Below are 22,407 nucleotides of genomic sequence, written 5' to 3' on the forward strand. Positions count from 1 at the left end.
ACATCAAGGCGCTGCCGCGGCAGCGCCTTTTTTGTTGCGCGTCTTCCCCGACCGGCACCCAGCCGACAACAAAAATGCCCGGGCAGGCGCCCGGGGATTTTGTCGTCCATGGCGGAGGGGATCGCGGCGCAGAGCGCGCCGCGCCCGCCCTCAGGCCGCCAGCAGGTTCTCGCGCACGGCCCAGTCCAGCGTCCGGTCGAGCGCGCGGGTGAGGCGGTCGAACAGCTCGTCGATCTCCGCCGGCGAGATGACCAGCGGCGGGCAGATCGTCACCGCATCGCCGAACACGCTGCGCACGATCAGGCCCTCCTGCTGGGCGAAGCCGACGCATTTGGCGGCGACGCCGAGCTTCGGGTCGAACTGGTGCTTGGTCTTCTTGTCCGCCACCAGCTCGATGCCGGCCACCATGCCGGCGCCGCGCGCCTCGCCGACCAGCGGATGGTCCTCCAGCGCCGCGCGGCGGGCGTTGAACTGCGGGATCTTCCCCCGCACGCGCTCGAACACGTTGTCGCGCTCGTAGATCTCCAGCGTCTTCAGTGCGACCGCCGCCGGCACCGGATGGCCCGAATAGGTGAAGCCGTGGCCGAAGCTGCCGATCTTGGTGCTCTCGGACAGCATCGCCTCGTACATCACCTCGGGGATCATCACCGCGCCGATCGGCTGGTAGGCCGAGGACAGCGCCTTGGCGACCGAGATCGAATCCGGCTTCATCTCCATCGCGTCGGAGCCGAAGGCGGTGCCGAGGCGGCCGAAGCCGGTGATGACCTCGTCGGCGATGAAGAACACGTCGTATTTCGACAGCACGTTCTGGATCTTCGGGTAGTAGGTCTTCGGCGGTACGATCACCCCGCCCGCGCCCAGCACCGGCTCGGCGATGAAGGCGGCGACCGTCTCCGGCCCCTCGGCGAGGATCAGCGCCTCGAGGTCGGCGGCGAGGCGGGTGGCGAAATCCTCCTCGCTCTCGCCCGGCTCGGCGAGGCGGTAGTGGTGCGGGCAGGTGGTGTGCTTCACGCCCGCGATCGGCAGGTCGAAATCATTGTGGTTATTGGCGAGGCCGGTCAGCGAGGCGGAGGCGATGGTCACGCCGTGATAGGCGCGCATGCGCGAGATGATCTTCTTCTTCTTCGGCCGCCCGAGCCCGTTGTTCATGTACCAGACCAGCTTCATCTGGGTGTCGTTGGCTTCCGAGCCGGAGCAGGTGAAGAACACCTTGGAGATCGGCACCGGCGCCATCTCCTTCAGCTTCTCGGCGAGCTCGATCGCGGGATCGTGGCTCTTGCCGCCGAAGATGTGGGTGTAGGGCAGCTTGCGCATCTGCGTCGCCGCCGCCTCGACCAGCTCCTCGTTGCCGTAGCCGAGCGAGGTGCACCAGAGGCCCGCCATGCCTTCGAGATACGGCTTGCCGTCGACGTCATAAACCCACACACCCTGGCCACGCTCGAGCACGAGCGGACCGGTCTCGCGGAACGAGGCGAGATTGGTGTAGGGGTGGATCAACGTCTCGACGTCGCGAGCCTGAAGATTGGTGAGCATGGCGGGGCAACTCCGGGGGTAAGCATGGGTTGGCTCACCCTAGTGCGGCGCGGGTCGGACCGAAAGCGCATCCTTGGTCGGATCGCCCGCCCGCCCGCGGCATCGTCGCCCACCCGCCGCCGTTTCACGGCCGGCGGCGCCGCCTCGTCATTCCGTGACGGCAGACGCGCTATTTGCTGCTGCCGATCGCCCAGTGGCAGATCACCATGCCCGAGCGCCGCTCCGCCCGGTCCACATGCAGGTGATGCTCGTGATAGCCGTCCGAGCCGGGGCCGAGGATGGTGGTGAAGTCGGTGCAGGCGCTGGCCTTGAGGATCTCCTGGAACGCCTGCGGCATCGTCTCTTCCTTGCCCTTGCCGGGGCCGATGACGAAGACGCGGCCGTCTGAGAGCTGGTAGCCGCGCGTGTCCATGGCGTTGCCGCGCCCGTGCTCGCTGATCTTGGCGCCGGCGACGCGGTTGCGCGGGCGGCACTGCTGGGAGGCGGCGACCAGCACCGTGTCGAGCGGCGCGCCGAGCGTGGCCACCGCCGGGTCGACCTGCTCGCGCAGCCAGTGCGCGACCGAGGCCGCCATCTCGCAGCGCAGCGTCGCGGCCGGCTCGAGCTTCACGAGCCGCCCGTCCTTCATCCGCACCGCCGAGAGCGAGACCGCGCGGTCGACCGTGCAGAGCGGGTTGGTGGCGGTGACGGTGACGGGAGTGAACTCGCCGAGATCCCCGTTCGAGAGTTCGGGGCAGACGGTCGGGATCGCCGGCGTCTTCGGGGCGGCGCCCTCGGCCTGCGGCGCGCTGTCCGGCGTCAGCGCGGCGACGCGCGCGCCGTCGGCGGCGGGCGGCACCTCGGCCGGACGGGCCGGCGGCAGGGGAGCCGAGGCTGCGAGCTTCACTGATGAGCGCGCCGAGGGCGTGGCGGACGGCTTCGCCGTCGCCTCCGGGGTGGCGAGCGGCATCGGCGCCTCGACCGGCTCTTCGTCCAGCGCCGCGCTCGCATCGTGCTGCGGGTCCGCTGTGCCAGGCGCCGGCTCGGCCGGCGGCGGCGCGGGTGCGGCCGCCATGCGCCGCTCGGGCGAGGGCGGCGGCAGGGGCGCCGTGGCGACTCGGGCGGGCTTCGCAGGCTTTACGGGCGTCGCCTTCGGCGGCGGAGACGTCGCGGCGGCGGTCACGGGCGGAGCGGGAGCGGGAGCGCCCTGCGCCGACGGCTCCTGAGCGGGCTTGTTCCGCGCCTGCTTCTCCTGCGCCGGCTCGGCCGGGGCAGCTTGCGCCTTGGCCCGATCCACCGGCTTCGCTGTGACTGGCGCCGTGTCCTTCGGCGTCGTCCGCGCCGTCGCGGATTCGGAGGCGGGAGGCGTCGCCTTTTCGGCCGGCTTTGCGCCCTCCTCGTTCGACGCCGCCTCGCCCACCTGCGCCGGGCGCGGCGGGGGCAGCGGCGCGCGGGCGGGCATCGCCTGCCGGCGAGCGGGACGCGTCGTCTTGTGCGGCTTGTCGCCGAACCATTCGCCGAGCTGATTGTTCAGCGCCCGGCCGGCATCGTCGAAGGAGGAGCCGATCTCCGCCAGCGGCTCGGCGGCGGCAGGGCGGGCGAAGCCGGCCAGCGGCACGGCGATGAACAGCCCCAGCAGCAGCGGGCTGAGAAAGGTACCGCGGCAGGCGGCCGGACGAACAGGCAGGCGACCTTCGGACCGTCGCCGTGGGAGCGTGCGAGAATCCATGCTATCAGGCCTTTCCTGTTCGGTCGGTCTTGCCAATCGGGTCGTGCCAAGCCGTGAATGCACTTCAAGTGAACGCCGTTCGCGCCATTCTGTTCGACAAGGACGGTACGCTGGTCGACTTCGACCGCACCTGGGGTCCGGCCGCCGGCGCCGTCATGGAGCGGTTCGCCGCCGGCGACGCGGCCACACTGGCACGCCTTCACGCCGTCAGCCACTATCTGCCCGCCGAGCACCGCTTCCTGCAGTCCTCCCCGCTCATCGCCGGCTCGTCGCGTCAGTTCGGCCCGCTCTGGGCCGAGACGCTGGGCCGGCCGGCCGATCTCGCCTTCTTCCTCGAGATCGACCGCCTGTTCACGCTGGAGGGCCGCCGCTTCCTGACGCCGATCGGCGTGCCGCGTCAGGACCTCACCCGCCTGCATCGCTCGGGCCTCGTGCTCGGCATCGCCACCAACGACGCGGAGGCCAACGCCCATATCCAGGCCGACCTGCTCGGCATCGCCGGGTTGGTGAGCGCGGTCTACGGCTATGATTCGGGCCACGGCTCCAAGCCCGCGCCGGGGATGATCGCTGCCTTCAGCCACCTCACCAGGCTGCCGCCGGGCGCCATCGCGCTGGTCGGCGACACCAGGCACGACCTCGACACCGCCCGTGCGGCGGGCGCGCTCGCGATCCTCGTGCGCTGCGGCCCGACCCCGGTCGACGACTTCGCCGACGAGGCCGATCTGGTGGTCGACGATGTCGGCGCGCTGGCCGACCTCCTTCTCGCCGGCCGCCCGGCGGATGCGCTTTCCGCGGAGGCCGCGCCGTGATCCGCCGCCGGCTTTATGTCGAGGAGCGGGTCTCGCGGCTCGCCGTGTGGAGCCTGCGCACCGCCGTCTTCGCGCTGCCCGTCACGCTGATCGGCCTCGCGCTCTACCTCGTCGAGGCGCTGGACTTCCGCAGCGCCGCCTACACGGTGATGGCAGGCGTCGCCGTCGCGGCGCTGGCGCTGCTGATGGCGCTGGCCGGCTTCGTGGTGATCTGGAACGAGGGGTTGCGCGGGCTCGGCCGCGTGCTCGGTGCCGCCGCGCTGGCGCTGGTGCTGATCACCCCGGTGGCGGCGCTCGCCGCCTTCAGCGTCGGCCTGCCGGTGATGCACGACATCACCACCGACACCGAGGACCCGCCGCAATTCGTCACCCTCGCCATGGCACGCGGGCGTAACACCAACCCGCTCGCCTATGCCGGCGACAGCGCCGCCGAGGAGCAGCGCATCGCCTATCCGGGCATCAAGCCGATCGAGTTCGACGGCCTGCCGGACGACATCTACACCGCGCTGATGCGGCTCGTCGCGCACCACAAATGGCTCGTCATCGACGCCGTGCCGCCGCGCGGGGGCATACGCGACGGGCGCATCGAGGCGGTGGCGCGCAGCATGCCCTTCGGCCTGCGCGACGACATCGTGATCCGTATCCGCCCGACGGCGAACGGCACCCGGGTCGACATGCGCTCGCTCTCGCGCAACAGCGACCGCGACTTCGGCTCCAACGCACGGCGCATCGACACGCTGTTCTCCGAGCTCTCCGAAGCGCAGGGCCGCCCGCGCCGCTGAGCCGGAAAAGCGCGGCCTTCAGGCCAGCGAATAGGTGCCTTCCAGCGCCGCCGGTCCCTCGGTCAGCACTTCGCCGCGTCCCACGAGGTCTTCCAGATGGGCGAGCGTCGACAGGCCCGCCGCGCCGACGAGACGCGGGTCGAGGCCGATATAGATCGCCCGCACGATCTCGGGGATCGCCATCGGCCCGCGGGCGAGCGCGCGCATTATGGCCTGCTCGCGCGCCACGCGGTGGCGCAGATAGCGCGCGACGAAGGCCGGGCCCTCGCGCACCGGCCCGCCATGGCCGGGCAGGTAGAAACGCTCCGGCCGCTCGCCGAGGCGGCGCAGCGAGTCCATGTAGTCGCTCATCGAGCCGTCCGGCGGGGCGACGATCGAGGTCGCCCAGGCCATGACATGGTCGCCGACGAAGATCACGTCCTCGCCTTCCAGCACGAAGGCCATGTGGTTGGCGGTGTGGCCGGGCGTGGCGAGCGCGGCGAGCGCCCACCCCGCGCCCTCGATGCGGGCGCCGTCCGCCAGCGCCACGTCGGGGAAGAAATGCCGGTCGCCGGCGGCGTCGAGCGCGCTGGTCTCCCCGCCGTGCAGCGCACGGGCGGGCCGGTGCGGGCCCTCGGCATAGGTCGGCGCCCCGGTCGCCTGCCGCAGCGCGTCGAGCGCGCCGGAATGGTCGCGATGGGTATGGGTCAGGAAGATGTGGGTGACCCGCTCGCCGCGCACCGCCTCCAGCAATGCCGCGACATGCGCGGGCTCGTCGGGGCCGGGATCGATAATCGCCACCTCGCCCTCGCCGACGATGTAGCTGCAGGTGCCGGTGAAGGTGAAGGGGCCGGGATTGGGCGCCAGCACGCGGCGCACGCCCGGGGCCACGGTCTCGGCCACGCCGGGCACGGCGTCGAAGCGCCGGTCGAACGGAATGTCGTCTGCCATGGCCGCACCTCTCGCACCCGTTTCGCCGCTCTTCAACTAGCGCAGCGCAACGGGCGGGTCGAGACTGCGACCTCCGGGCGATTGCGCCCCGCGCCATGCCCGGCTATGCAACGATGTGTCGCGTGCGATGAGGGTGAGCGATGGACAATCTCGTTGATGGCTACCGCCGGTTCCGCAACTCGGCGTGGCCCGGGCGCAAGGCGCTGTTCGAGAAGCTGGCGGCCCTCGGCCAGCGCCCTCAGACCCTCGTCATCGCCTGCTCGGACAGCCGTGTCGACCCGAGCATGATCTTCGACGCCGGGCCGGGCGAACTGTTCGTGGTGCGCAACGTCGCCAATCTGGTGCCGCCCTATTCCGCCCCCGACCACGCCCATCACGGCACCAGCGCGGCGATCGAGTTCGCCGTGCGGGTGCTGGAGGTCCGGCAGATCGTCGTCCTCGGCCACGCGCTGTGCGGCGGCGCCGGGGCGCTGGTCGACGGCGCGCCCGAGGCGGCGCGCGACTTCCTGCCCGACTGGATCAAGATCGCCGCGCCGGCGCGCGACGTCGCGCTCAACCTGAGCGAGGACGCCGCCGAGCGGCGCCGGATCGTCGAGTACCAGTGCGTCAAGCTCTCGCTGCACAATCTCGAGACCTTTCCCTGGATCCGGAAGAGGGTCGAGGAGGGGCAGCTCGTGCTGCACGGGGCCTATTTCGCGGTGGCGACGGGCGTCTTGGAGCGGCTGCGGGCCGACGGCACCTTCGGCGCGGCCTGAGCAGGCTCGGCCGGCGCGGGCGCGGGCTTGCCGGCGGCGGGCTTTCCCGCTGCGGGTTTGCTCGCGACAGTCTTGGCTGCCTTCGGCGCCGGCGCCCCCACGGCGGTCGCCTTCGGCGTGACGGTCTCCGGCGCTACGCTGTCGGGCGAAGGCGCGGCGGGCTTGCGCGGCTTCTTCGGCGCCGCGACGGCAGGCGCCGGCACCGGCGCGATTTCCGCCGCCACGATCTCGCTCGCCCTGTACCAGTGATGATCGGCCCGCCCGTGCGGGCAACCTTCCTCGATCCACAGAAGATAGGCACGTTCGCGGATACGGTCCTGCAGCTCGTCCATCGCCTCATCTCCGGGAATGGCCGCCGATGCGGCCCATCGAATCACTCACCTCGCGATCATACGCGTCGAATCGACCGCGACACCGCTTCAGCCATGTGACCAATGCGCTTGTCCCAAGGTAAGGAGAAGCGGGTAGGCGAAGGGTTCCTGCGCCGTCGATTTCGGTATTGCACACCGGAACAAGGCGCCTTGGGAAGCGTTGAATCGACTGGCGGAGTATTTCGTCCAATCAAGACATTTCGAGGAGGAGAGCGCCATGGGGTTGCTCACGAAGGACATCAAGTCGCTCGACGACCTCCTGCGGCAGGGACTCGGCGAGCTGCTGTACAGCGAACGGCGCATCAGGCGGGCGATTCCGGCCCTGCGCAGCAAGGTTCGCGACCCGATGCTCAGGCGCGAGCTCGACGACTGCCTGCAGGCGGCAACCGAGAACGCCCGGCACCTCGAGGAGGCATTCACGCTCCTCGGTGCCCTTCCCGGCAGCATCGAGTGTCCGGCCATTGACGGCATCTTCATCAGCGCGGAAGAGCTGAACGACGAGATCGACGGCTATCACGTGCTCGACACCGCCATCGCCGCGGCGATGCAGGCGGTCGAGAACTACGCCAGCGCCCGCTATGTCACCGTCATCGGCTGGACCCGCGAGCTCGACCGGCCCGAGACCGCCCGGCTGCTGCAGAAATGCCGCGCCCGCCACCAGCATGGCGCCGACAGCATGTACCTGCTCGCCGAGCGCCGGCTGAATGCGCAGGCCGGGCGGCGCTCCTCGGCCTCGCGGAGCGTCGCCTCCCCCATGCCGCTGGCGAGCTGAGCGGCGCGGGGCTCAGCCCCGCCTCAGCGCGACCAGCAGCGGCAGGCGCGCTTCCAGCATGTGGCCGGCAAGAGAGACCTGCCGGCCTTCGAGATCGCGGAACCCCGCCGGCAGCTCCAGTGCCGTCATCTCCGGCGGTACCTCGCCCTCCGGCACGCGGGTCGGCACCACGACGAGCACCGCGTCACCCGCGCCCTCGCGCACGAAGCCGAACCAGCGCCATGGCGAAGGTGCGAAGTCGAGCGGCCGGTAGCCTCCCCCGGAAAAGCAGCCGAGATCGCGCCGCAGCCCGAGCAGGCGGTGCGTCAGCCCGCATTTTTCCACATCCTCCGGCTCCCCCTCGCCCGACAGCGCGGCGAGACGACGCTCGAAATCGACCGGACGGCGATTGTCGGGGTCGACCAGCGAGAAATCCCGGAATTCCGTGCCCTGATAGATGTCCGGCGTGCCCGGCAAGGTAAGCTGCAGCGCCGTCTGGGCGAGCGAGAGCACATGCGTGGCCGGCGCGAGGCGCGCCACCAGACGCCCGACGAGGCGGCGATAGTCCTCGCCCCCGGTGCCCTCGACCAGTTCACCGGCGACGCGCAGCACCGCCGCCTCATAGGCGTGGTCGGGCGTCTCCCAGGTGGTGTGGCGCTTGGCCTCGCGCAGAGCCTTGAGCATGTAGCCCTCGAGGCGTGCCATCGTGATCGGCCAGGTCGCGATCAGCGTCTGGTGGATCAGCCGTTCCTCCAGCCCGTCGGGGATCGCGCCCTCCTCGCTCTTTTCCCGCAGCGGGGCGAGCAGAGGTTCGGCCTCGCGCAGGAAGTCGCGCCAGAGCGCGGGGCGGTGCGACAGGGCGTTGAGCCGCGCACGCGTCTCCGGTCCGCGCTTGGTGTCGTGGGTCTCGAGCGGGACGAGGTCGCGCGCACCGAGCCGCGCCCGCGCTGCGAACAGGCGGTGCAGCTCGCCGGGCTCGCGCGCGGGATGGTCGAGATCTCCGCCGACCTCGTTGACCGAGACCAGGATCGGCGTGCGGTAGAGCTCGGTATCCTCGAAGCCCTTCGCCATGGCCGGCCCCGAGACCTGCTGGAAATAGCGGCGGAACGCGCGGTCGCCCGCGACCTCGGGCTTTTCGAGCCGGTCGAGCAGCAGGTGCGCCGCCGCCACCGTCATCGGGTCCTCATGCGCCTCGACGCGCTCCAGCGTCGCCGCCCAGATGGCCGTGTCGGCGGGACCGTGCGCGTGGTCGGTCGCGTAGCTGCGATAGACCGGGCAGTGGACGAGAAGGGCGAGGACCGCGCGCGCGAGCGCGCCCTCGGTGATGTCGCCGCGCTCCATTTCCTCGCGCAGCCCCTCGCGCACCAGCCCGACCAGCCGGGCAAGCTCGGCGCCGAGACTGGTGCGCATGATCTCGCGCTTGGCCGCCGCGACGCGCTCGCCCGTGGTGCCGCGCAGCAGGTTGGCGGCGCGCAGCTCCGCCTCGAAGGCACGGTAGCCGGCCTCGTCGACGAACAGGGCGTTGATGTCGTTGAGCCGCTCATAGCCGGTGGTGCCGTCGATCGGCCAGGCGGGCAGAACCTCGCCCGGCTCCAGGATCTTCTCGACGAACACCGGCACGTCGGGGCCGACCGCCGCGCGCAGCCGCTCCAGATATCCGGCGGGGTCGACGAGCCCGTCGACATGGTCGATGCGAAGCCCCTGCACGAGGCCGCGCCGCACCAGCGCCAGGATCAGCGCATGCGTCGCCTCGAACACCGCCGGGTCCTCGACCCGCACCCCGACGAGGTCGGTGATGTTGAAGAAGCGGCGGTAGTTGAGCTCGTCCGCCGCCGTGCGCCACCAGGCGAGGCGCCAGTGCTGGGTCTCCAGCAGCGCGGCGAGGTCGGCGCCAGCGAGCGCCTCTTCCACCATCTCCCGCGCCGCCTCGGGGAGCGCGCGCATCGCCTCGCGCGCTGCGCCGATGGCGGGCGCGTGGACATTGCCGGAGGCCAGCGCGACCCAGACGCCGGCGAGCGGGGCGAGCGCGTCCTCACGGTGCGCCAGCGGCTCCAGCAGGGTGGAGACGCTTGCGGGCCCGAGCGGGAAGGCGTGCTCGGCATAGGCAACGACGAAGCGCCCGGCCTCCCAGTCGGCGTGCAGGCTCAGGCGTCCTTCTTCCAGCGTGGCCCGCAGCGGGTCGCCGAGCACCGGGAGCAGCAGCCGGCCCGCCTCCCACCAGATGTCGAACAGCGCGGCGGCGGGCGCCGCGGGGCCGAATTCCAGCGCCTCCATCCAGTAGGGATTGTGGCTGGAGGCCGCCATGTGGTTCGGCACGATGTCGAGGATCAGGCCGAGGCCGTTCGCCGCCAGCGCGCCCGCCAGCGCCTCGAAGCCCGCAGCGCCGCCGAGCTCGGGATTGATGAGGTTCGGGTCGACCGCGTCATAGCCGTGCATCGAGCCCGGCACCGCCGCCAGGATCGGCGAGGCGTAGACGTGGCTGACGCCGAGCCGCGCCAGATAGGGCACGACGGCCTCCGCCGCGGTGAAGGGAAAATCGCGGTGGAATTGCAGCCGGTAGGTCGCGCGAAGGGGAGGCGTCATGCGGCAAGGCTCCAGACGGCGGCGGCGAACGGGCCGAGCGCGAGCCGTCCGTCCGTCTCGTGGAGCACGTCGCCGAGGCTGGTTGCCACCGGCATGCCGGGCCGGCCGGTCGGCGCGGCCATCACCACGCGCTCCGTGCCGGGGTTCAGCGCCATCACCAGCGTGCCGGCGGCAAAGCGCCAGACGAGGCGCAGCGCGTCGCCCTCGCGCGCCTGGTCGGCGCCGAGGAACTCGCTCGCCGTGAGCGGCCAGACGAGGCGTCGGCGCAATTCCGCCAGCCGGTGGAAGGCGTCGAGCTCGGCCTGCGCCGAAGCGGAGGCGAAATCGGCCGGGCGCAGCTTGGCGGACTGGAAGGTCGCGGGGTCGAGCGGATCGGGAAAGCTCGCCGCGTCGTGGTCCCTGAAGAAGTCGGGAAACTCGCTGCGACGTCCCTCGCGCACGGCGTCCGCGAGTTCGCCGCCGAAATCGCAGAAGAAGGGGAAGGGCGTCGCCAGCAGCGCCTCCTCGCCCATGAACAGCAGCGGCACGGATGGCGAGAGCATCAGCACGAAGCGCAGGAAGGCGAGCCGCTTCGGCTCCACCGCGCCGGCGAGCCGGTCGCCCAGCGGGCGATTGCCGATATGGTCGTGGTTCTGGATGAAGGCGACGAAGGCCTCCGGCGGCAGCTCGCGCGAGGCCTCGCCGCGCGGCGCGCCTTCCGCGTCCGGGTAGGGCTCGCCCTGGAACACGAAGCCTTCCGCCAGCGCCCGCCCGGCCCCGGCGACCGGATCGCCGGCATAGGGCCGGTAATAGCCCCGGCTCTCGCCGGTCGCGAGCACGTGGAACACGTGGTGCCAGTCGTCGTTCCACTGCGCGTCGTAGAGGCCTTCCTCGCGGGTCATCCAGCCGGCGATGTTGTCGTGGTTCTCGAGCACGAGATAGGCGTCCGGCTTCACCGCCCGGCAGCCCAGCGCCAGCTCGCGCAGGAAGGTCTCGACCCCGCCGGTGGTGAGGGCGTGGACGGCGTCGAAGCGCAGCCCGTCGAAGCCCACATCGCCCAGCCAGTAGCGCGCGTTCTCGACGAAGAAGGCGCGCACCAGCGGGTTCTCGAGGTCCACCGCCGGCCCCCACGGGGTGCGCACATCCTCGCGGAAGAAGGAGCGCGCATAGAGCGGCAGGAAATTCCCGCTCGGGCCGAAATGGTTGTAGACGACGTCCAGCATCACCGCGAGGCCGCGCGCATGGGCGGCCTCGATCAGCGCGTGGAGGTCCGCCGGCGTGCCGTAGCTGCGGTCGGGCGCATAGAGCAGCACGCCGTCATAGCCCCAGTTCCAGCGCCCGGGAAAATCGGCGAGCGGCATCAGCTCGATCACGGTGAAGCCGGCGTCGCGGTAATGGTCGAGCCGCTCGATCAGGGCGCACAGCGTGCCGTCGGGGGTCGCCGCGCCGACATGAAGTTCGGCGATGACCGCCTCGTGCCAGGGCCGTCTGGCGAAGGATGCGACGTCCGCCGGCGGCTCGGGCACCAGGCTCCAGCCCTCGGCATCCTCGCGCTGCCCGTGCGAGGCGGGGTCCGGCACGTCCTGCCCGCCGACGCGGAACATATAGGCCGTGCCCGAGCCGGCGCCGGGAACGTCGGCGACATGGAACCCGTCTTCCGTGGGCTGCATGGGCCGGGGTTCGGCGCCCTCGATCAGCAGCTCGACCGCCGGCGCATCCGGCGCCCAGAGGCGGAAGCGCGTGCCGCCCGCGGTCGGCAGCGGCCCGAACCGGGGCGGCGCGCCGGGCGGCGGAGTATCGGCCGGCGTCGTCTCGGAACTTCCACTCATTCGTGCCACTCCCATACGACGAGGGTGCGCGCGGGCATGGTGAAGGTCTCGCCGGGCGCGAGGCGCGCGCCTTCCAGATCGTTGCCCGTGGCGAGGACCGCCTCCCATCCGCCCGACTTGGTCGGCAGGGCGACGAAGTCGACGTCGACATGGGAGGCGTTGAGCATCATGGTCAGCGAATGTTCGTCGCGAAAGACCGGGGAGAGGCGCACCGTCAGGCATTTGCTGTGCGGGTTGGCCCAGTCCTCCTCGCTCATGCGCGTGCCGCCATTGGAAAACCAGGCGACGTCGGGCTGGCCGAGCTCGTTGCGCGCCCCGGTCAGGAACTCGGGGCGCGAGAGGGCCGAGTTGCGCTTGCGCAGAGCCGCCAGCCGGGCGACGAAATCGGTGAGCTCGGGGTCCTCGTCCGACCAGTCGATCCAGCCGATCTCGTTGTCCTGGCAATAGGCGTTGTTGTTGCCGCCCTGCGAGTTGGAGCGCTCGTCGCCGCCCAGCAGCATGGGAATGCCCTGGCTGAGGAACAGCGTCGCCAGCAGGTTGCGCTTCTGGCGCTGGCGTAGCGCCAGCACCTCGGGATCGTCGGTCTCGCCCTCGACGCCGCAGTTCCAGCTCCGGTTGTCGTCATGGCCGTCGCGGTTGTCCTCGCCGTTCGCCTCGTTGTGCTTGTCGTTGTAGGAGACGAGGTCGTGCAGGGTGAAACCGTCATGGGCGGTGATGAAGTTCACGCTCGACCACGGCCGGCGGCGCCCTTCCGAGAAGATGTCGGCCGAGGCCGCGAAGCGGGTGGCGAAGCTCGGCAGCAGCCCTTCCGAGCCGCACCAGAACTGGCGCACCACGTCGCGATAGTCGCCGTTCCACTCCGAGAAGCCGGGCGGGAAGGCGCCGAGCTGGTAGCCCCCCGGCCCGACGTCCCACGGCTCGGCGATCAGCTTGAGGTCGCCCAGCACCGGGTCCTGAAGGATCGCGTTGAAGAAGGCGTGGCCGGGATCGAAGCCGTCCGGCCGCCGGCCCAGCGTGGCGGCGAGGTCGAAGCGGAAGCCGTCGATGCCGTAGAGCTGCGCCCACATGCGCAACGAATCCATGATCATCTGCAGAACGCGCGGATGGTCGGTATTGACCGCATTGCCGCAGCCGGTCAGGTCGTCATAGTAGCGCGGGTCGCCCGGCAGCAGCCGGTAGTAGGACGCGTTGTCGATGCCCCGGAAGGAGAGCGTCGGGCCGAAATGGTTGCCCTCGCAGGTGTGGTTGTAGACCACGTCGAGGATCACCTCGATCCCCGCCTGGTGCAGCCTGTCCACCGCCTCGCCGATCGATTCCAGCCCGTCCTCGCCGAGATAGCGCGGCTCCGGGGCGAAATAGTTCAGCGTGTTGTAGCCCCAGTAATTGCTCAGCCCCCGGTCGACCAGGTGCCGGTCCTGCAGGAAGGCGTGGACCGGCAGCAGCTCCAGCGCGGTGACGCCGAGCTTTACCAGCTGGTCGACGAATTCCGGCTGGCCGAGCGCGGTGAAGGTGCCGCGGATCGATTCGGGCACCAAAGGGTGGCGCATGGTCAGCCCGCGCACATGCCCCTCATAGATCACCGTCTTGGGCCAGAACACGCGCGGGTGGGCGGTGGCGACCAGCGGCGCGCCCGACACCACCCTGGCCTTCGGCATGAAGGGCGCGCTGTCGCGCTCGTCCATGACGAGGTCGGAATCGGGGCTGCCGTCGATGGTGTAGCCGTAGAGAGCGTCGTCCCAGCCGATGCCGCCCACCAGCGCGCGCGCATAGGGGTCGAGCAGCAGCTTGTTGAAGTTGAAGCGGTGGCCTTCCTGCGGCAGCCAGGGCCCGGAGACGCGCCAGCCATAGACCTGCCCGCGCCCGACGCCGGGCAGGTGGCAATGCCAGACCCCGTTGGTGCATTCGTGCAGCTCGATGCGCTCCACTTCGCGCTCGCCGAGCCGGTCGAACAGGCACAGCGTGACGCCGGCCGCATTGTCGGAAAACAGCGCGAAGTTGGTCCCCGTGCTGTCGACCGTTACACCGAGAGGAAAGGCGTAGCCCGGATTGACGCGTCTCATCTGTGCCCCTGATCCCTGGTCGCCAGTATCGACCATCCGTGCCGCCGGCACCCGCCGAGGCCCTCGCCCCGGCAGCATAGTGCCTGCCTGCCGGCAACATCTCTCGCTGCCAGCCGTTCCCGGCGGGGATCAGGATATTTCGCGCGCGGGGGGTGCGAACAGGTCGCCCTGGGCAGGGCGGCCGGCCGATTCCGGCAGGCCGTGGCCGACGATCCTTAGCGCGTCGTCCGGCAGCGGGCGCTGCAGGGCCCTCGCCTCCTCCCACGGCGCGCGAAGCCAGACCTCGCGCTCCTCGGCGGTGGTGAGGATGACCGGCATCGCCTTGGGGTGGATCGGCTTCACCACCGCGTTCGGCTCCGTCGTCAGGAAGGCGAAGATGTCGGCGGTGACCTCGCCCTCCTTCACCTTGCGCACGCTGGTCCAGTTGGTCCACAGGCCGGCGAAGAAGGCGAGCGGGCGGGTCTCGTCGAGCGCGAACCAAGTGACCTCGTGCGTCACCGGCGCGTTCTCCGAGAAGCTGGTGAACGGCACCAGGCAGCGATGCGCCGGCCCGAGCCAGCGGCGCCAGTGTGGCGAGCCGACATTGCGGATGTTGGTGACGCCGGGATCGCGGTTCTTCCCCTTCAGCACGAACACCGGCGAGGGCATGCCCCAGCGGGCCATGGCGAGCTCGGCGCCGTCCGCGCCCATGCGCACGACCGGCGCGGGATAGTCCGGGAAGATCTCCGGCTGCGGGGGAAGGTTGCCGGCTTTGTTCTTCAGCGTCCCGACGAGATCAGCGATCGCGTCGACATTGGAGTGGTGGCTGTAGAGATTGCACATCGACCGCCCAACGCCAATTCTGTCGCGACAAAAGCTGGAATAGTCGTCGGAGGGTCAGGATTTGAGCCTGCCCCTGGTCCCGAACGAAGTGCGCGGCCGTCGGCGGACCGGCGGCCGCGCGCTTCAAAAAAGCTTCCTCAGTGCGAGATCGCCTCGAGCGACTTTCCCTTGGTTTCCACGCCAAGAAGTCCGATCGCCAGCGCGGCCACCACGAAGGATCCAGCACCTAGCGCGAAGACCCCGTGATTGCCAAGCGTCGGCAGGACCACGCCGATCACATAGGGGCCCAGGAGCGAGCCGATCCGACCCACGGCAGAGGCGCAGCCGGCGCCGGTTGCGCGCGAGCGCGTCGGATAGAGTTCCGGCGTGTAGGCGTAGAGCACCGACCACATGCCGAAGAGGAAGAACTGCATCGCAAGGCCATAGGCGATCAGCAAGGTGACCGACGGCGCGTTGCCGTAGAAGTAGGCCGCGACCGCCGCGCCGACCAGCATGAGCATCGCCGTCGGCTTGCGCCCCCATTTGTCGAGCAGTATCGCCGCGGCGATGAACCCGGGCACGCCCGCGAGCGAGATCGTGATCGTATAGCTGACCGACTTCATGACGCTGAAGCCGGCTTCCTGCAGCAGCGCGCTGAGCCAGGTGGTGAGGCCGTAGAAACCGAGCAGGGCGAAGAACCACACCGTCCAGATCATGACGGTACGGCGCGCATAGCCGTCGGCCCAGAGCTCCATAAAGGAAGAGCGCCGTTCGCGGCGCGGACGGGGAGGCAGGGGTTTCGGCTCGTCGAGCAGCGTGCCGGCCGGAAGGCGCTTCAGCACCTTGGCTTCGATCCCGACCATGACGCGCTCGGCTTCCCGGGTCCGGCCGGCATCTACCAGCCAGCGTGGCGACTCCGGGATGATGACCCGGACGACGAACAGGAACAGGGCCGGAAATGCCTGGAACAGGAACATGGTGCGCCAGTCGTGGTGGGTCAGGAAGTAGAGGCTGAGCACGCCCGCAGCAATGAAGCCGAGCGGCCAGAACCCTTCGAGGATCGCGAGATAACGCCCCCGCTTCGCGGTCGGCAGGAATTCGGAGAGGATCGCCAGCGCGACCGGGAACTCCATTCCCATGCCGAAACCGAGCAGCAGCCTCGCATAGCCGAGCGTCTCGGCGTTCGACGCATAGGCACACCAGAGGCTGCCGAGCCCCCAGAAGATCATGCTGATCTGGAAGACCGACTTCCGGCCGATCCGATCCGCCAGCATCCCCGCGAGCGCGGCGCCCAGGAACATGCCGACAAAGCTCATGCTGGAGAGAAGGCCCGCCTGGGTCGTCGTGAGGCCGAATTCCTCGCGGATCGATCCGAGCAGAAAGGTCAGCGATCCCAGATCGATGGAATCGAACAGCCACGCCGTCGCGATGATGCCGAAGATCAGCCGCTGATATCCGGTCATGGGCAGCCGCTCGAGTCGTGCGGCGATCATGACATCGGCAGTGGTATCGGCGGCGGCAGCGGTTCTGGCAGAAGCCAAAGCGGCTCCCGCCGCCTGGTCGGAAGCTAGATCTGACACGGTAATCGTCCTCCCTACATTTTAATTTTTTCAGTCGGAGAGCGAACCCAATCAGATCGGGCAATAACATGCAATAGATATGTCAGTAGTCGACATACAGAGACCCGCCTGCGACGGTGCCTCCTGTTCCCGATCCCGGAATATGCGGGACGGAACGCCGCTTTCTCGGCCGTGCAGCCACTGTGCTGCTGGCCGAAGCGCACGGCGCAGCAGTGCACACCTTCAAAGGACGAATTCGGCTTGCGAAGCTCCTCTTGCCTCTTGCCGGAAGGAGCAGAACCGGCGACCTCATCCTGCCGATAAAGGCTGGCTGCGGTCAGACCGCAGCGGCATGCAAATAGGGTTGCAGCCCAGAACGACCGCTAGATTGGCGATCGACTATGACACTGGCGCCGGATGCCTTCGGCGGCTTCTACAGACACAAGACGGGGCAAGAAGCGTCCGTTCGATCCGTGGGACGAGGGAGCTGGGACTGGGGAATCGGCGGACGATGCCGAGGGTTCGGCCGTCGAGAGAGCAGCGCCGACACCCGGCAGTTCTCTCAGCAAAGCTCAACATCCCGGTCGACCTACGTGCTTGAAACCGACGGGTGCCCGCACATCGCCGATTCAAGAGGCGAAGGGACTCTTTCGACTCCACTGAAACGGCCGCTCTGGCGATTCCGCGCGTCGGGCAGCGGAGAAGGATACGGACCTTCCCGTTCATGGAGCCGCCGTTTCGTGGACCATTTCATGGGCGCGCCTCTCGGCGCCGCCCGTCGCGGTGGCATAATTTATTGAAAGAACTCGGGAAATTTTGGTCGGAGTGGCAGGATTTGAACCTGCGACCCCCTCGTCCCGAACGAGGTGCGCTACCAGGCTGCGCTACACTCCGCCGCGGCGCGAGCCTCTAGCACGCCGATGCGGCCCGCCGCAAGGGCGCCGGCGTCGCTTCTCGTGGATGACCGGTGCGGCAGTGGACAAGGGCAGGTGCGGGGCCATCGCCGCCGCAGTTGAAAGCTGCGCGCTCCTGTGGCTATGTCCGCGCCGATGCGGGCCTCGCCGCCCGTTGGGGCGTCGCCAAGTGGTAAGGCAGGGGATTTTGATTCCCCCATGCGGAGGTTCGAATCCTCCCGCCCCAGCCAGCTCCCGTGCTAGAAGCTCATCGTCCTCTCAATTCGAACGCCTGCGGCCGGCCCTTGCGCATCCATCTCGTCAATCCGAACACCACGCGCTCGATGACCGACAAGATCGCCGCCGCCGCGCGGGCGGTGGCCGGGGCGCAGACCGAGATCCGCGCCGCCACCTCCGCCATGGGGCCGGCCTCGATCGAGGGCTATTACGACGACGCGCTGGCGCTGCCCGGCCTGCTGGCGGCGGTCGCGCAGGCCGAGGCTGAGGGTGCCGACGCGCATATCGTCGCCTGTTTCGACGATACCGGCGTCGACGCCGCCCGCGCCCTCGCCCGCGCGCCGGTGATCGGCATCGGCGAGGCCGGCTTCCATCTCGCCAGCCTGATCGCGCACCGCTTCGCCGTGGTGACCACGCTGTCGCGCTCGATCGCGGTGATCGAGGGCAATCTGCAGCGCTACGGCCTCGACCGGCGCTGCTGCGCGGTCCGCGCCTCCGACGTCGCGGTGCTGGAGCTCGAGGATCCCCGTTCGGACGCGCGCGCGCGCATCTCGGCCGAGATCGGCCGCGCGGTGCGCGAGGACCGGGCGGAGGCGATCGTGCTCGGCTGCGCCGGCATGGCCGACCTTGCCCGCGCGCTGGCGCTCGAGCACGGCGTGCCGGTGGTGGACGGGGTCGCCGGCGCCGTGACCCTGGCCGAGGGGCTGGTGCGCGTCGGCCTCGCCACCTCCAAGGCGGGCGCCTATGCGCCGCCGCGGCCGAAGGGCTATGTCGGCCGCCTTGCCGACTTCGCCCCGCCGGGCCTGCCCAAGCCGGACTGACACCACCGGACTGACGGGTCCGCCCACGCGATGCGCGACCCTATACGCGCTAGCTGATCTTCTTCAGCAGGCGGACCATCTGCTCGCGTTCGTCGGGCTCCAGCGGCTCCAGCGTGGCGGCGCTGATGGCCCTTGCCGCCTCGATCGCCTCCTCGGCGATCGCCATGCCGCTCTCGGTCAGGCCGACGGCGCGGCGCCGGCGGTCGAGCGGGTCGTCGGCCGTCATCACGAAGCCGCGACCGATGAGCCGATCGACCACGCCCTTGATGGTGGCGGCATCCAGATACACCAGCCGGCCGAGCCGATTCTGCGAGCAGGGGCCCACTTCACGCAGCCGGGCGAGGGTCGCGAACTGCGGCGGGGTCAGCCCGCCGACCATGCGGGCCATGAACAGGGCGGTGTGCCGCTGGTTGGCAACGCGCAGGAGAAAGCCGATCTGATCGTCCAGACGGTATGATTGAACCGCTCTCTCGTCAGCGTCCGTTTCCTTGGACCCGCGGGCCACCGTCATCGGTTTCTCCTGGTCTTTTGTTCGGACGGGCCAGACCCTGGGCAAGCCGGCTCACAGCTTCATTACAAAGGCATTCAGCAATTTTTTCAATCCAACGGCGACGCTGAATCGTGATTTCGAGCCTCGTCAAGGCTCGCCATCGGGCCGCTCCAGCGCAATTCGCCCTGCCCGATCACGTAAGCACGATCGCAAATCGAATTGCATACGGCGTAATTCTGTTCCGAAAGCAGGATCGACAGTCCGCTCGCCTTCAGAGCGCCGATGGTATCAATCATCTGTTCAACAATGATTGGCGCGACTCCTTCCGAGGGCTCGTCGAGAACCAGGAGTTGTGGCGCCGAAACCAGGGCCCGCGCCAGCGACAGCATCTGCTGCTCGCCGCCGGACATGGCGCCGCCGCGGCGGTCCTGCATCCGCGCGAGGTTGGGAAAGAGGTCGAACAGCGCCTCCCGACTCCAGGCCGGGCCGTGCCCGCCCGCGGCGCCGGGGCGGGCGGCGATGTCGAGATTCTCGGCGACGGTCAGGTCGGTGAAGATCCGCCGGTCCTCGGGCACGTAGCCGATGCCGAGCCGGGCGATGCGGTAGGTGGGCAGGTCGGCGATGTCCACGCCGTCGAACACCAGCCGCCGCGCGCGCCGGCGCACCAGCCCCATCAGCGCCTTCAGCGTGGTCGACTTGCCGGCCCCGTTCGGGCCGATCAGCGCCACCGCCTCGCCGCGCCGCACCTCGAAGGACAGGTCGAACAGGATCCTCGCCGCGCCGTACCAGGCGTCGAGCCCCTCGACCTCGAGCATCGGCGCGCTCATGCCCGCCCTCCCGCCGCCCGTCCGGTGCCGAGATAGAGGGCGCGCACCTGCGGGTCGGCGCGGATCGCGTCGACATCGCCGCTGGCGACGATCTGGCCACCCGCCAGCACGACCACCCGGTCGGCATGGCCGAACACGACATCCATCGAATGCTCGGTGAACAGCACGGCGAGCCCGCGCGAGCGCGTCAGGCGCTTGACCAGCTCGATCAGCGCCAGCCGCTCGGCCGGCGCCATGCCGGCGGTCGGCTCGTCCATCAGCAGCAGAAGCGGCTCGGAGGCGATCGCCATGGCGAGCTCCAGCCGCTTCACGTCGCCATAGGCGAGCTCGGAGGCGGGGCGTCCGGCATGGTCCGCCATGCCGGTCTGCTCGAGCAGATGCTGCGCCTCCTCGCGCGCGATCGTGGCCGCCGGACGCCACAGCGCGAAGGTCTGCCGGCGCGCGGCGATCAGCGCCGCCTGCACGTTCTCGAGCACGGTGAGCGAATCGAACACCGCCGCGATCTGGAAGGTGCGGCCGACGCCGAGCCGGGCCATGCGCCGCGGCGGCAGGCCGGTCACCTCGCGTCCGGCGAGGCGGACCGTGCCGCGATCCGGCCGGATCTGGCCGTCGACGATGTTGAAGCAGGTCGACTTGCCCGCGCCATTGGGGCCGATCAGCGCCAGCAATTCGCCCGCGCCGACCGTGAAGCTCACCCCGCCCAGCGCCTGCACGCCGCCATAGGCCTTGGCGAGCCCCTCCACCTCGAGGACGCTCATGGCGCGCGCCCCGCGCGGAACCGCAGGCGGCGCAGCGCGCCGGCGATGCCGCCCGGCGCGACGAGCACCACGGCGAGGATGAGCGCTCCGAGCAGGGCTCGCCAATAGTCGGTCTCGCGCATCACATTGTCCTTCAGGAAGGTCAGCGTGGTGGCGCCGAGCACCGGCCCGGCGAGGCTTTCGACGCCGCCGAGCAGCACCATCACCAGCCCGTCGATCGAGCGGCTCACCGAGATCGCCTCCGGCGAGATCGAGCCCTTGGCGAACGCATAGAGGCCGCCGGCGGCGCCGCACATCGTGCCGGCGAGGGCGAAGGCGAGCCAGCGCACCCGCGCCACCGGAATGCCCAACGCCTCCGCCCGCAGGCTTGAATCGCGGCAGGCGCGCAGGGCGAGCCCGAACGGGGCGAACACCATCCGCCGGATCGCCAAGAGCGCCAGCGCCACCAGCACCAGCGCGGCGAGGTAGAGCCCGGCGCGGCTGTCGAACGGCCAGTCCGGCCACACCCCGAACAGCCCGTTCGAACCGCCGGTCACCTCCTCCCACTGGAACGCGACCGACCAGACGATCTGCGCGAAGGCGAGGGTGAGCATGGCGAGATAGACGCCCTCGAGCCGCACGCAGAACCAGCCGAACAGCACCGCGCCGGCCGCCGCCACGCCGATCCCCGCCAGCAGCGCCACGGGCGTCGGCGCGCCGAGGGCGGTCGCCGCCAGCGCCGCGCCATAGGCGCCGAGCCCGAAATAGGCGGCGTGGCCGAAGGAATCCATGCCGCCCGGCCCCATGATGAAGTGCAGCGAGGCGGCGAACAGCACCGCGATCAGCATGTCGAGCGCCAGCACCGGGGCGTAGGGGAACGTGCCTTCGGCCAGCGGCAGCAGGGCGAGCAGCGCCAGCCCGGCGAGCAGCGCGAGGCGGGCCGGCCTTCCGAGCGGGCGCAGCGGCGCCTCGCTCGTGCCGCGATGGGGAATCGCTGCCTGCGGGCGGCCGAACAGCCCGTGCGGGCGCACCACCAGCACCAGCGCCATGATCAGGAACTCGGCGACGAGGGTCAGCCGCGACAGGTTGAAGGCGAGCGCGCCGATCTCCACCGTGCCAAGGGCGATGCACAGCGCCTTCACCTGCGCCACCAGCACGGCGGCGACGTAGGCGCCGCGGATGGAGCCCATGCCGCCGACTACCACCACGACGAAGGCGTCGCCCAGCACCGACAGGTCGATGGCAAGATTGGCCGGCTCGCGCGCCATCTGCAGCGCGCCGCCGAGCCCGGCGATGCCCGCGCCCAGCGCGAACACGGCGGTGAACAGCAGCGCCTCGTTGATGCCGAGCGCGGCGACCATCTCGCGGTCCTGCGTCGCCGCCCTGATGAGCCGGCCGAAGCGGCTGCGGGCGAGCAGCAGGTGCAGGCCGGCGAGCACCGCCGGGCCGGCGAGGGCGAGGAAGACGTCGTAGCGCGGCAGGTTGCGGCCGAGCAGTTCGACGGCGCCGGAAAGCCCCGGCGCGCGCGGGCCGAGAATGTCCTCGGGCCCCCACAGCCAGAGCACCGCGTCGCTGATCACCAGGAGCAGCGCGAAGGTAGCGAGGAGCTGGTAGAGCTCGGGCGCGCCGTAGATCCGGCGCAGCAGCACCACCTCGACCAGCGCGCCGAGCACCGCCACGCCGAGCGCGGCGCAGGCGACCGCCGCCCAGTAGCCGAGATCGGGCCCCAGCACCGCGCCGAGCCGCGGCGCCAGCGTGACCGCGCCGTAGAGCCCGAGCATGTAGAACGAGCCGTGGGCCATGTTCACGATGCGGGTGACGCCGAAGATGATCGACAGCCCCGCCGCCACCAGGAACAGTCCGGAGGCGGAGGCGAATCCGTTCACCGACTGGAACAGCAGCGACTGCAGCAGGGAGGAATCGAACGTCATTCCGGCCTTTCCGCCGCCCGG

At 70.2% G+C, this 22,407-nt stretch carries 18 protein-coding genes and 2 tRNA genes; 6 read left to right on the forward strand and 14 right to left on the reverse strand.

Annotated features, from left to right (window positions below):
- Positions 1-150: 150 nt before the first annotated feature.
- Both NVS89_RS06965 and NVS89_RS06970 read right to left on the reverse strand, forming a co-directional pair.
- Positions 151-1,533, reverse strand: coding sequence for an aminotransferase (locus tag NVS89_RS06965; protein WP_258731875.1), 1,383 nt, complete (start codon positions 1,531-1,533; stop codon positions 151-153).
- Positions 1,534-1,702: 169 nt separating this feature from the next.
- On the reverse strand, positions 1,703-3,241 hold the full coding sequence (locus NVS89_RS06970; RefSeq protein WP_258731876.1) for an extensin-like domain-containing protein: 1,539 nt from the start codon (positions 3,239-3,241) through the stop codon (positions 1,703-1,705).
- A gap of 68 nt (positions 3,242-3,309) precedes the next feature.
- Between NVS89_RS06970 and NVS89_RS06975 the strand changes: the two genes are divergently transcribed.
- Entirely contained in the window at positions 3,310-4,050 is a 741-nt protein-coding gene (locus NVS89_RS06975; RefSeq protein WP_258731877.1) for an HAD family hydrolase, read from the forward strand.
- Complete coding sequence (locus NVS89_RS06980) at positions 4,047-4,832, forward strand: DUF1499 domain-containing protein (RefSeq protein WP_258731878.1); 786 nt, start codon at positions 4,047-4,049, stop codon at positions 4,830-4,832. Before NVS89_RS06975 ends, NVS89_RS06980 begins: the two co-directional genes overlap by 4 nt.
- An 18-nt stretch (positions 4,833-4,850) precedes the next feature.
- On the opposite strand, the gene NVS89_RS06985 is transcribed toward NVS89_RS06980, so the two are convergent.
- Positions 4,851-5,762, reverse strand: coding sequence for an MBL fold metallo-hydrolase (locus tag NVS89_RS06985; protein ID WP_258731879.1), 912 nt, complete (start codon positions 5,760-5,762; stop codon positions 4,851-4,853).
- 140 nt (positions 5,763-5,902) lie between these two features.
- Between NVS89_RS06985 and NVS89_RS06990 the strand changes: the two genes are divergently transcribed.
- Entirely contained in the window at positions 5,903-6,517 is a 615-nt protein-coding gene (locus NVS89_RS06990) for a carbonic anhydrase (RefSeq protein ID WP_258731880.1), read from the forward strand.
- On the opposite strand, the gene NVS89_RS06995 is transcribed toward NVS89_RS06990, so the two are convergent.
- Positions 6,451-6,849 (reverse strand): DUF2934 domain-containing protein, encoded by a 399-nt coding sequence (locus NVS89_RS06995; protein ID WP_258731882.1) that lies wholly within the window; start codon positions 6,847-6,849, stop codon positions 6,451-6,453. The genes NVS89_RS06990 and NVS89_RS06995 overlap by 67 nt on opposite strands.
- Before the next feature lie 256 nt (positions 6,850-7,105).
- Between NVS89_RS06995 and NVS89_RS07000 the strand changes: the two genes are divergently transcribed.
- Positions 7,106-7,660 carry a YciE/YciF ferroxidase family protein gene (locus tag NVS89_RS07000; protein WP_258731883.1) on the forward strand — a complete coding sequence of 185 codons (555 nt, stop codon included), beginning with the start codon at positions 7,106-7,108 and terminating at the stop codon, positions 7,658-7,660.
- A gap of 12 nt (positions 7,661-7,672) precedes the next feature.
- Here the strand turns inward: NVS89_RS07000 and treY are convergent, their stop codons facing one another.
- From treY to NVS89_RS07030, 6 genes are all read right to left on the reverse strand, one after another.
- Complete coding sequence (gene treY, locus NVS89_RS07005) at positions 7,673-10,222, reverse strand: malto-oligosyltrehalose synthase (RefSeq protein WP_258731885.1); 2,550 nt, start codon at positions 10,220-10,222, stop codon at positions 7,673-7,675.
- Positions 10,219-12,030 (reverse strand): malto-oligosyltrehalose trehalohydrolase, encoded by a 1,812-nt coding sequence (treZ, locus tag NVS89_RS07010; RefSeq protein WP_258731886.1) that lies wholly within the window; start codon positions 12,028-12,030, stop codon positions 10,219-10,221. Before treZ ends, treY begins: the two co-directional genes overlap by 4 nt.
- A complete protein-coding gene (gene glgX, locus NVS89_RS07015) occupies positions 12,027-14,090 on the reverse strand; it encodes a glycogen debranching protein GlgX (RefSeq protein WP_258731887.1) in 2,064 nt (687 codons plus the stop codon). Before glgX ends, treZ begins: the two co-directional genes overlap by 4 nt.
- 129 nt (positions 14,091-14,219) lie before the next feature.
- Positions 14,220-14,912, reverse strand: a complete 693-nt coding sequence (locus NVS89_RS07020) for an SOS response-associated peptidase (protein ID WP_258731888.1) — start codon at positions 14,910-14,912, stop codon at positions 14,220-14,222.
- Positions 14,913-15,049: 137 nt separating this feature from the next.
- Positions 15,050-16,384 (reverse strand): MFS transporter, encoded by a 1,335-nt coding sequence (locus tag NVS89_RS07025; protein WP_258732355.1) that lies wholly within the window; start codon positions 16,382-16,384, stop codon positions 15,050-15,052.
- 883 nt (positions 16,385-17,267) lie between these two features.
- Positions 17,268-17,344 (reverse strand) — tRNA-Pro (locus NVS89_RS07030).
- 175 nt (positions 17,345-17,519) lie between these two features.
- On the opposite strand from NVS89_RS07030, the gene NVS89_RS07035 reads away from it, so the two are divergent.
- Positions 17,520-17,594 (forward strand) — tRNA-Gln (locus NVS89_RS07035).
- A gap of 54 nt (positions 17,595-17,648) precedes the next feature.
- Positions 17,649-18,401: an aspartate/glutamate racemase family protein gene (locus tag NVS89_RS07040; protein ID WP_258731889.1), complete on the forward strand. Its 753-nt coding sequence runs from the start codon at positions 17,649-17,651 to the stop codon at positions 18,399-18,401.
- Between the two features lie 49 nt (positions 18,402-18,450).
- Here the strand turns inward: NVS89_RS07040 and NVS89_RS07045 are convergent, their stop codons facing one another.
- The 4 genes from NVS89_RS07045 to NVS89_RS07060 form a co-directional block, all read right to left on the reverse strand.
- The gene (locus NVS89_RS07045; protein WP_258731890.1) at positions 18,451-18,912 is read right to left on the reverse strand and encodes a MarR family winged helix-turn-helix transcriptional regulator; all 462 of its coding nucleotides are present in this window, start codon (positions 18,910-18,912) and stop codon (positions 18,451-18,453) included.
- 86 nt (positions 18,913-18,998) lie between these two features.
- Positions 18,999-19,718, reverse strand: a complete 720-nt coding sequence (locus NVS89_RS07050; RefSeq protein WP_258731891.1) for an ABC transporter ATP-binding protein — start codon at positions 19,716-19,718, stop codon at positions 18,999-19,001.
- Positions 19,715-20,476 carry an ABC transporter ATP-binding protein gene (locus NVS89_RS07055; RefSeq protein WP_258731892.1) on the reverse strand — a complete coding sequence of 254 codons (762 nt, stop codon included), beginning with the start codon at positions 20,474-20,476 and terminating at the stop codon, positions 19,715-19,717. Before NVS89_RS07055 ends, NVS89_RS07050 begins: the two co-directional genes overlap by 4 nt.
- Positions 20,473-22,386 (reverse strand): ABC transporter permease, encoded by a 1,914-nt coding sequence (locus NVS89_RS07060; protein WP_258731893.1) that lies wholly within the window; start codon positions 22,384-22,386, stop codon positions 20,473-20,475. The genes NVS89_RS07055 and NVS89_RS07060 overlap by 4 nt, the downstream gene beginning before the upstream one ends.
- Positions 22,387-22,407: the final 21 nt, after the last annotated feature.

The organism is Ancylobacter mangrovi (assembly GCF_024752355.1).
Taxonomy (GTDB): Bacteria; Pseudomonadota; Alphaproteobacteria; order Rhizobiales; family Xanthobacteraceae; genus Ancylobacter; species Ancylobacter mangrovi.

Bases quoted from the DNA above. Each gene is read 5' to 3' on its own strand.
- NVS89_RS06965 (WP_258731875.1), bottom strand. From the start codon at position 1,533: ATGCTCACCAATCTTCAGGCTCGCGACGTCGAGACGTTGATCCACCCC.
- NVS89_RS06970 (WP_258731876.1), bottom strand. From the start codon at position 3,241: ATGGATTCTCGCACGCTCCCACGGCGACGGTCCGAAGGTCGCCTGCCT.
- NVS89_RS06985 (WP_258731879.1), bottom strand. From the start codon at position 5,762: ATGGCAGACGACATTCCGTTCGACCGGCGCTTCGACGCCGTGCCCGGC.
- NVS89_RS06990 (WP_258731880.1), top strand. From the start codon at position 5,903: ATGGACAATCTCGTTGATGGCTACCGCCGGTTCCGCAACTCGGCGTGG.
- NVS89_RS06995 (WP_258731882.1), bottom strand. From the start codon at position 6,849: ATGGACGAGCTGCAGGACCGTATCCGCGAACGTGCCTATCTTCTGTGG.
- NVS89_RS07000 (WP_258731883.1), top strand. From the start codon at position 7,106: ATGGGGTTGCTCACGAAGGACATCAAGTCGCTCGACGACCTCCTGCGG.
- treY (WP_258731885.1), bottom strand. From the start codon at position 10,222: ATGACGCCTCCCCTTCGCGCGACCTACCGGCTGCAATTCCACCGCGAT.
- treZ (WP_258731886.1), bottom strand. From the start codon at position 12,030: ATGAGTGGAAGTTCCGAGACGACGCCGGCCGATACTCCGCCGCCCGGC.
- glgX (WP_258731887.1), bottom strand. From the start codon at position 14,090: ATGAGACGCGTCAATCCGGGCTACGCCTTTCCTCTCGGTGTAACGGTC.
- NVS89_RS07020 (WP_258731888.1), bottom strand. From the start codon at position 14,912: ATGTGCAATCTCTACAGCCACCACTCCAATGTCGACGCGATCGCTGAT.
- NVS89_RS07025 (WP_258732355.1), bottom strand. From the start codon at position 16,384: ATGATCGCCGCACGACTCGAGCGGCTGCCCATGACCGGATATCAGCGG.
- NVS89_RS07045 (WP_258731890.1), bottom strand. From the start codon at position 18,912: ATGACGGTGGCCCGCGGGTCCAAGGAAACGGACGCTGACGAGAGAGCG.
- NVS89_RS07050 (WP_258731891.1), bottom strand. From the start codon at position 19,718: ATGAGCGCGCCGATGCTCGAGGTCGAGGGGCTCGACGCCTGGTACGGC.
- NVS89_RS07055 (WP_258731892.1), bottom strand. From the start codon at position 20,476: ATGAGCGTCCTCGAGGTGGAGGGGCTCGCCAAGGCCTATGGCGGCGTG.
- NVS89_RS07060 (WP_258731893.1), bottom strand. From the start codon at position 22,386: ATGACGTTCGATTCCTCCCTGCTGCAGTCGCTGCTGTTCCAGTCGGTG.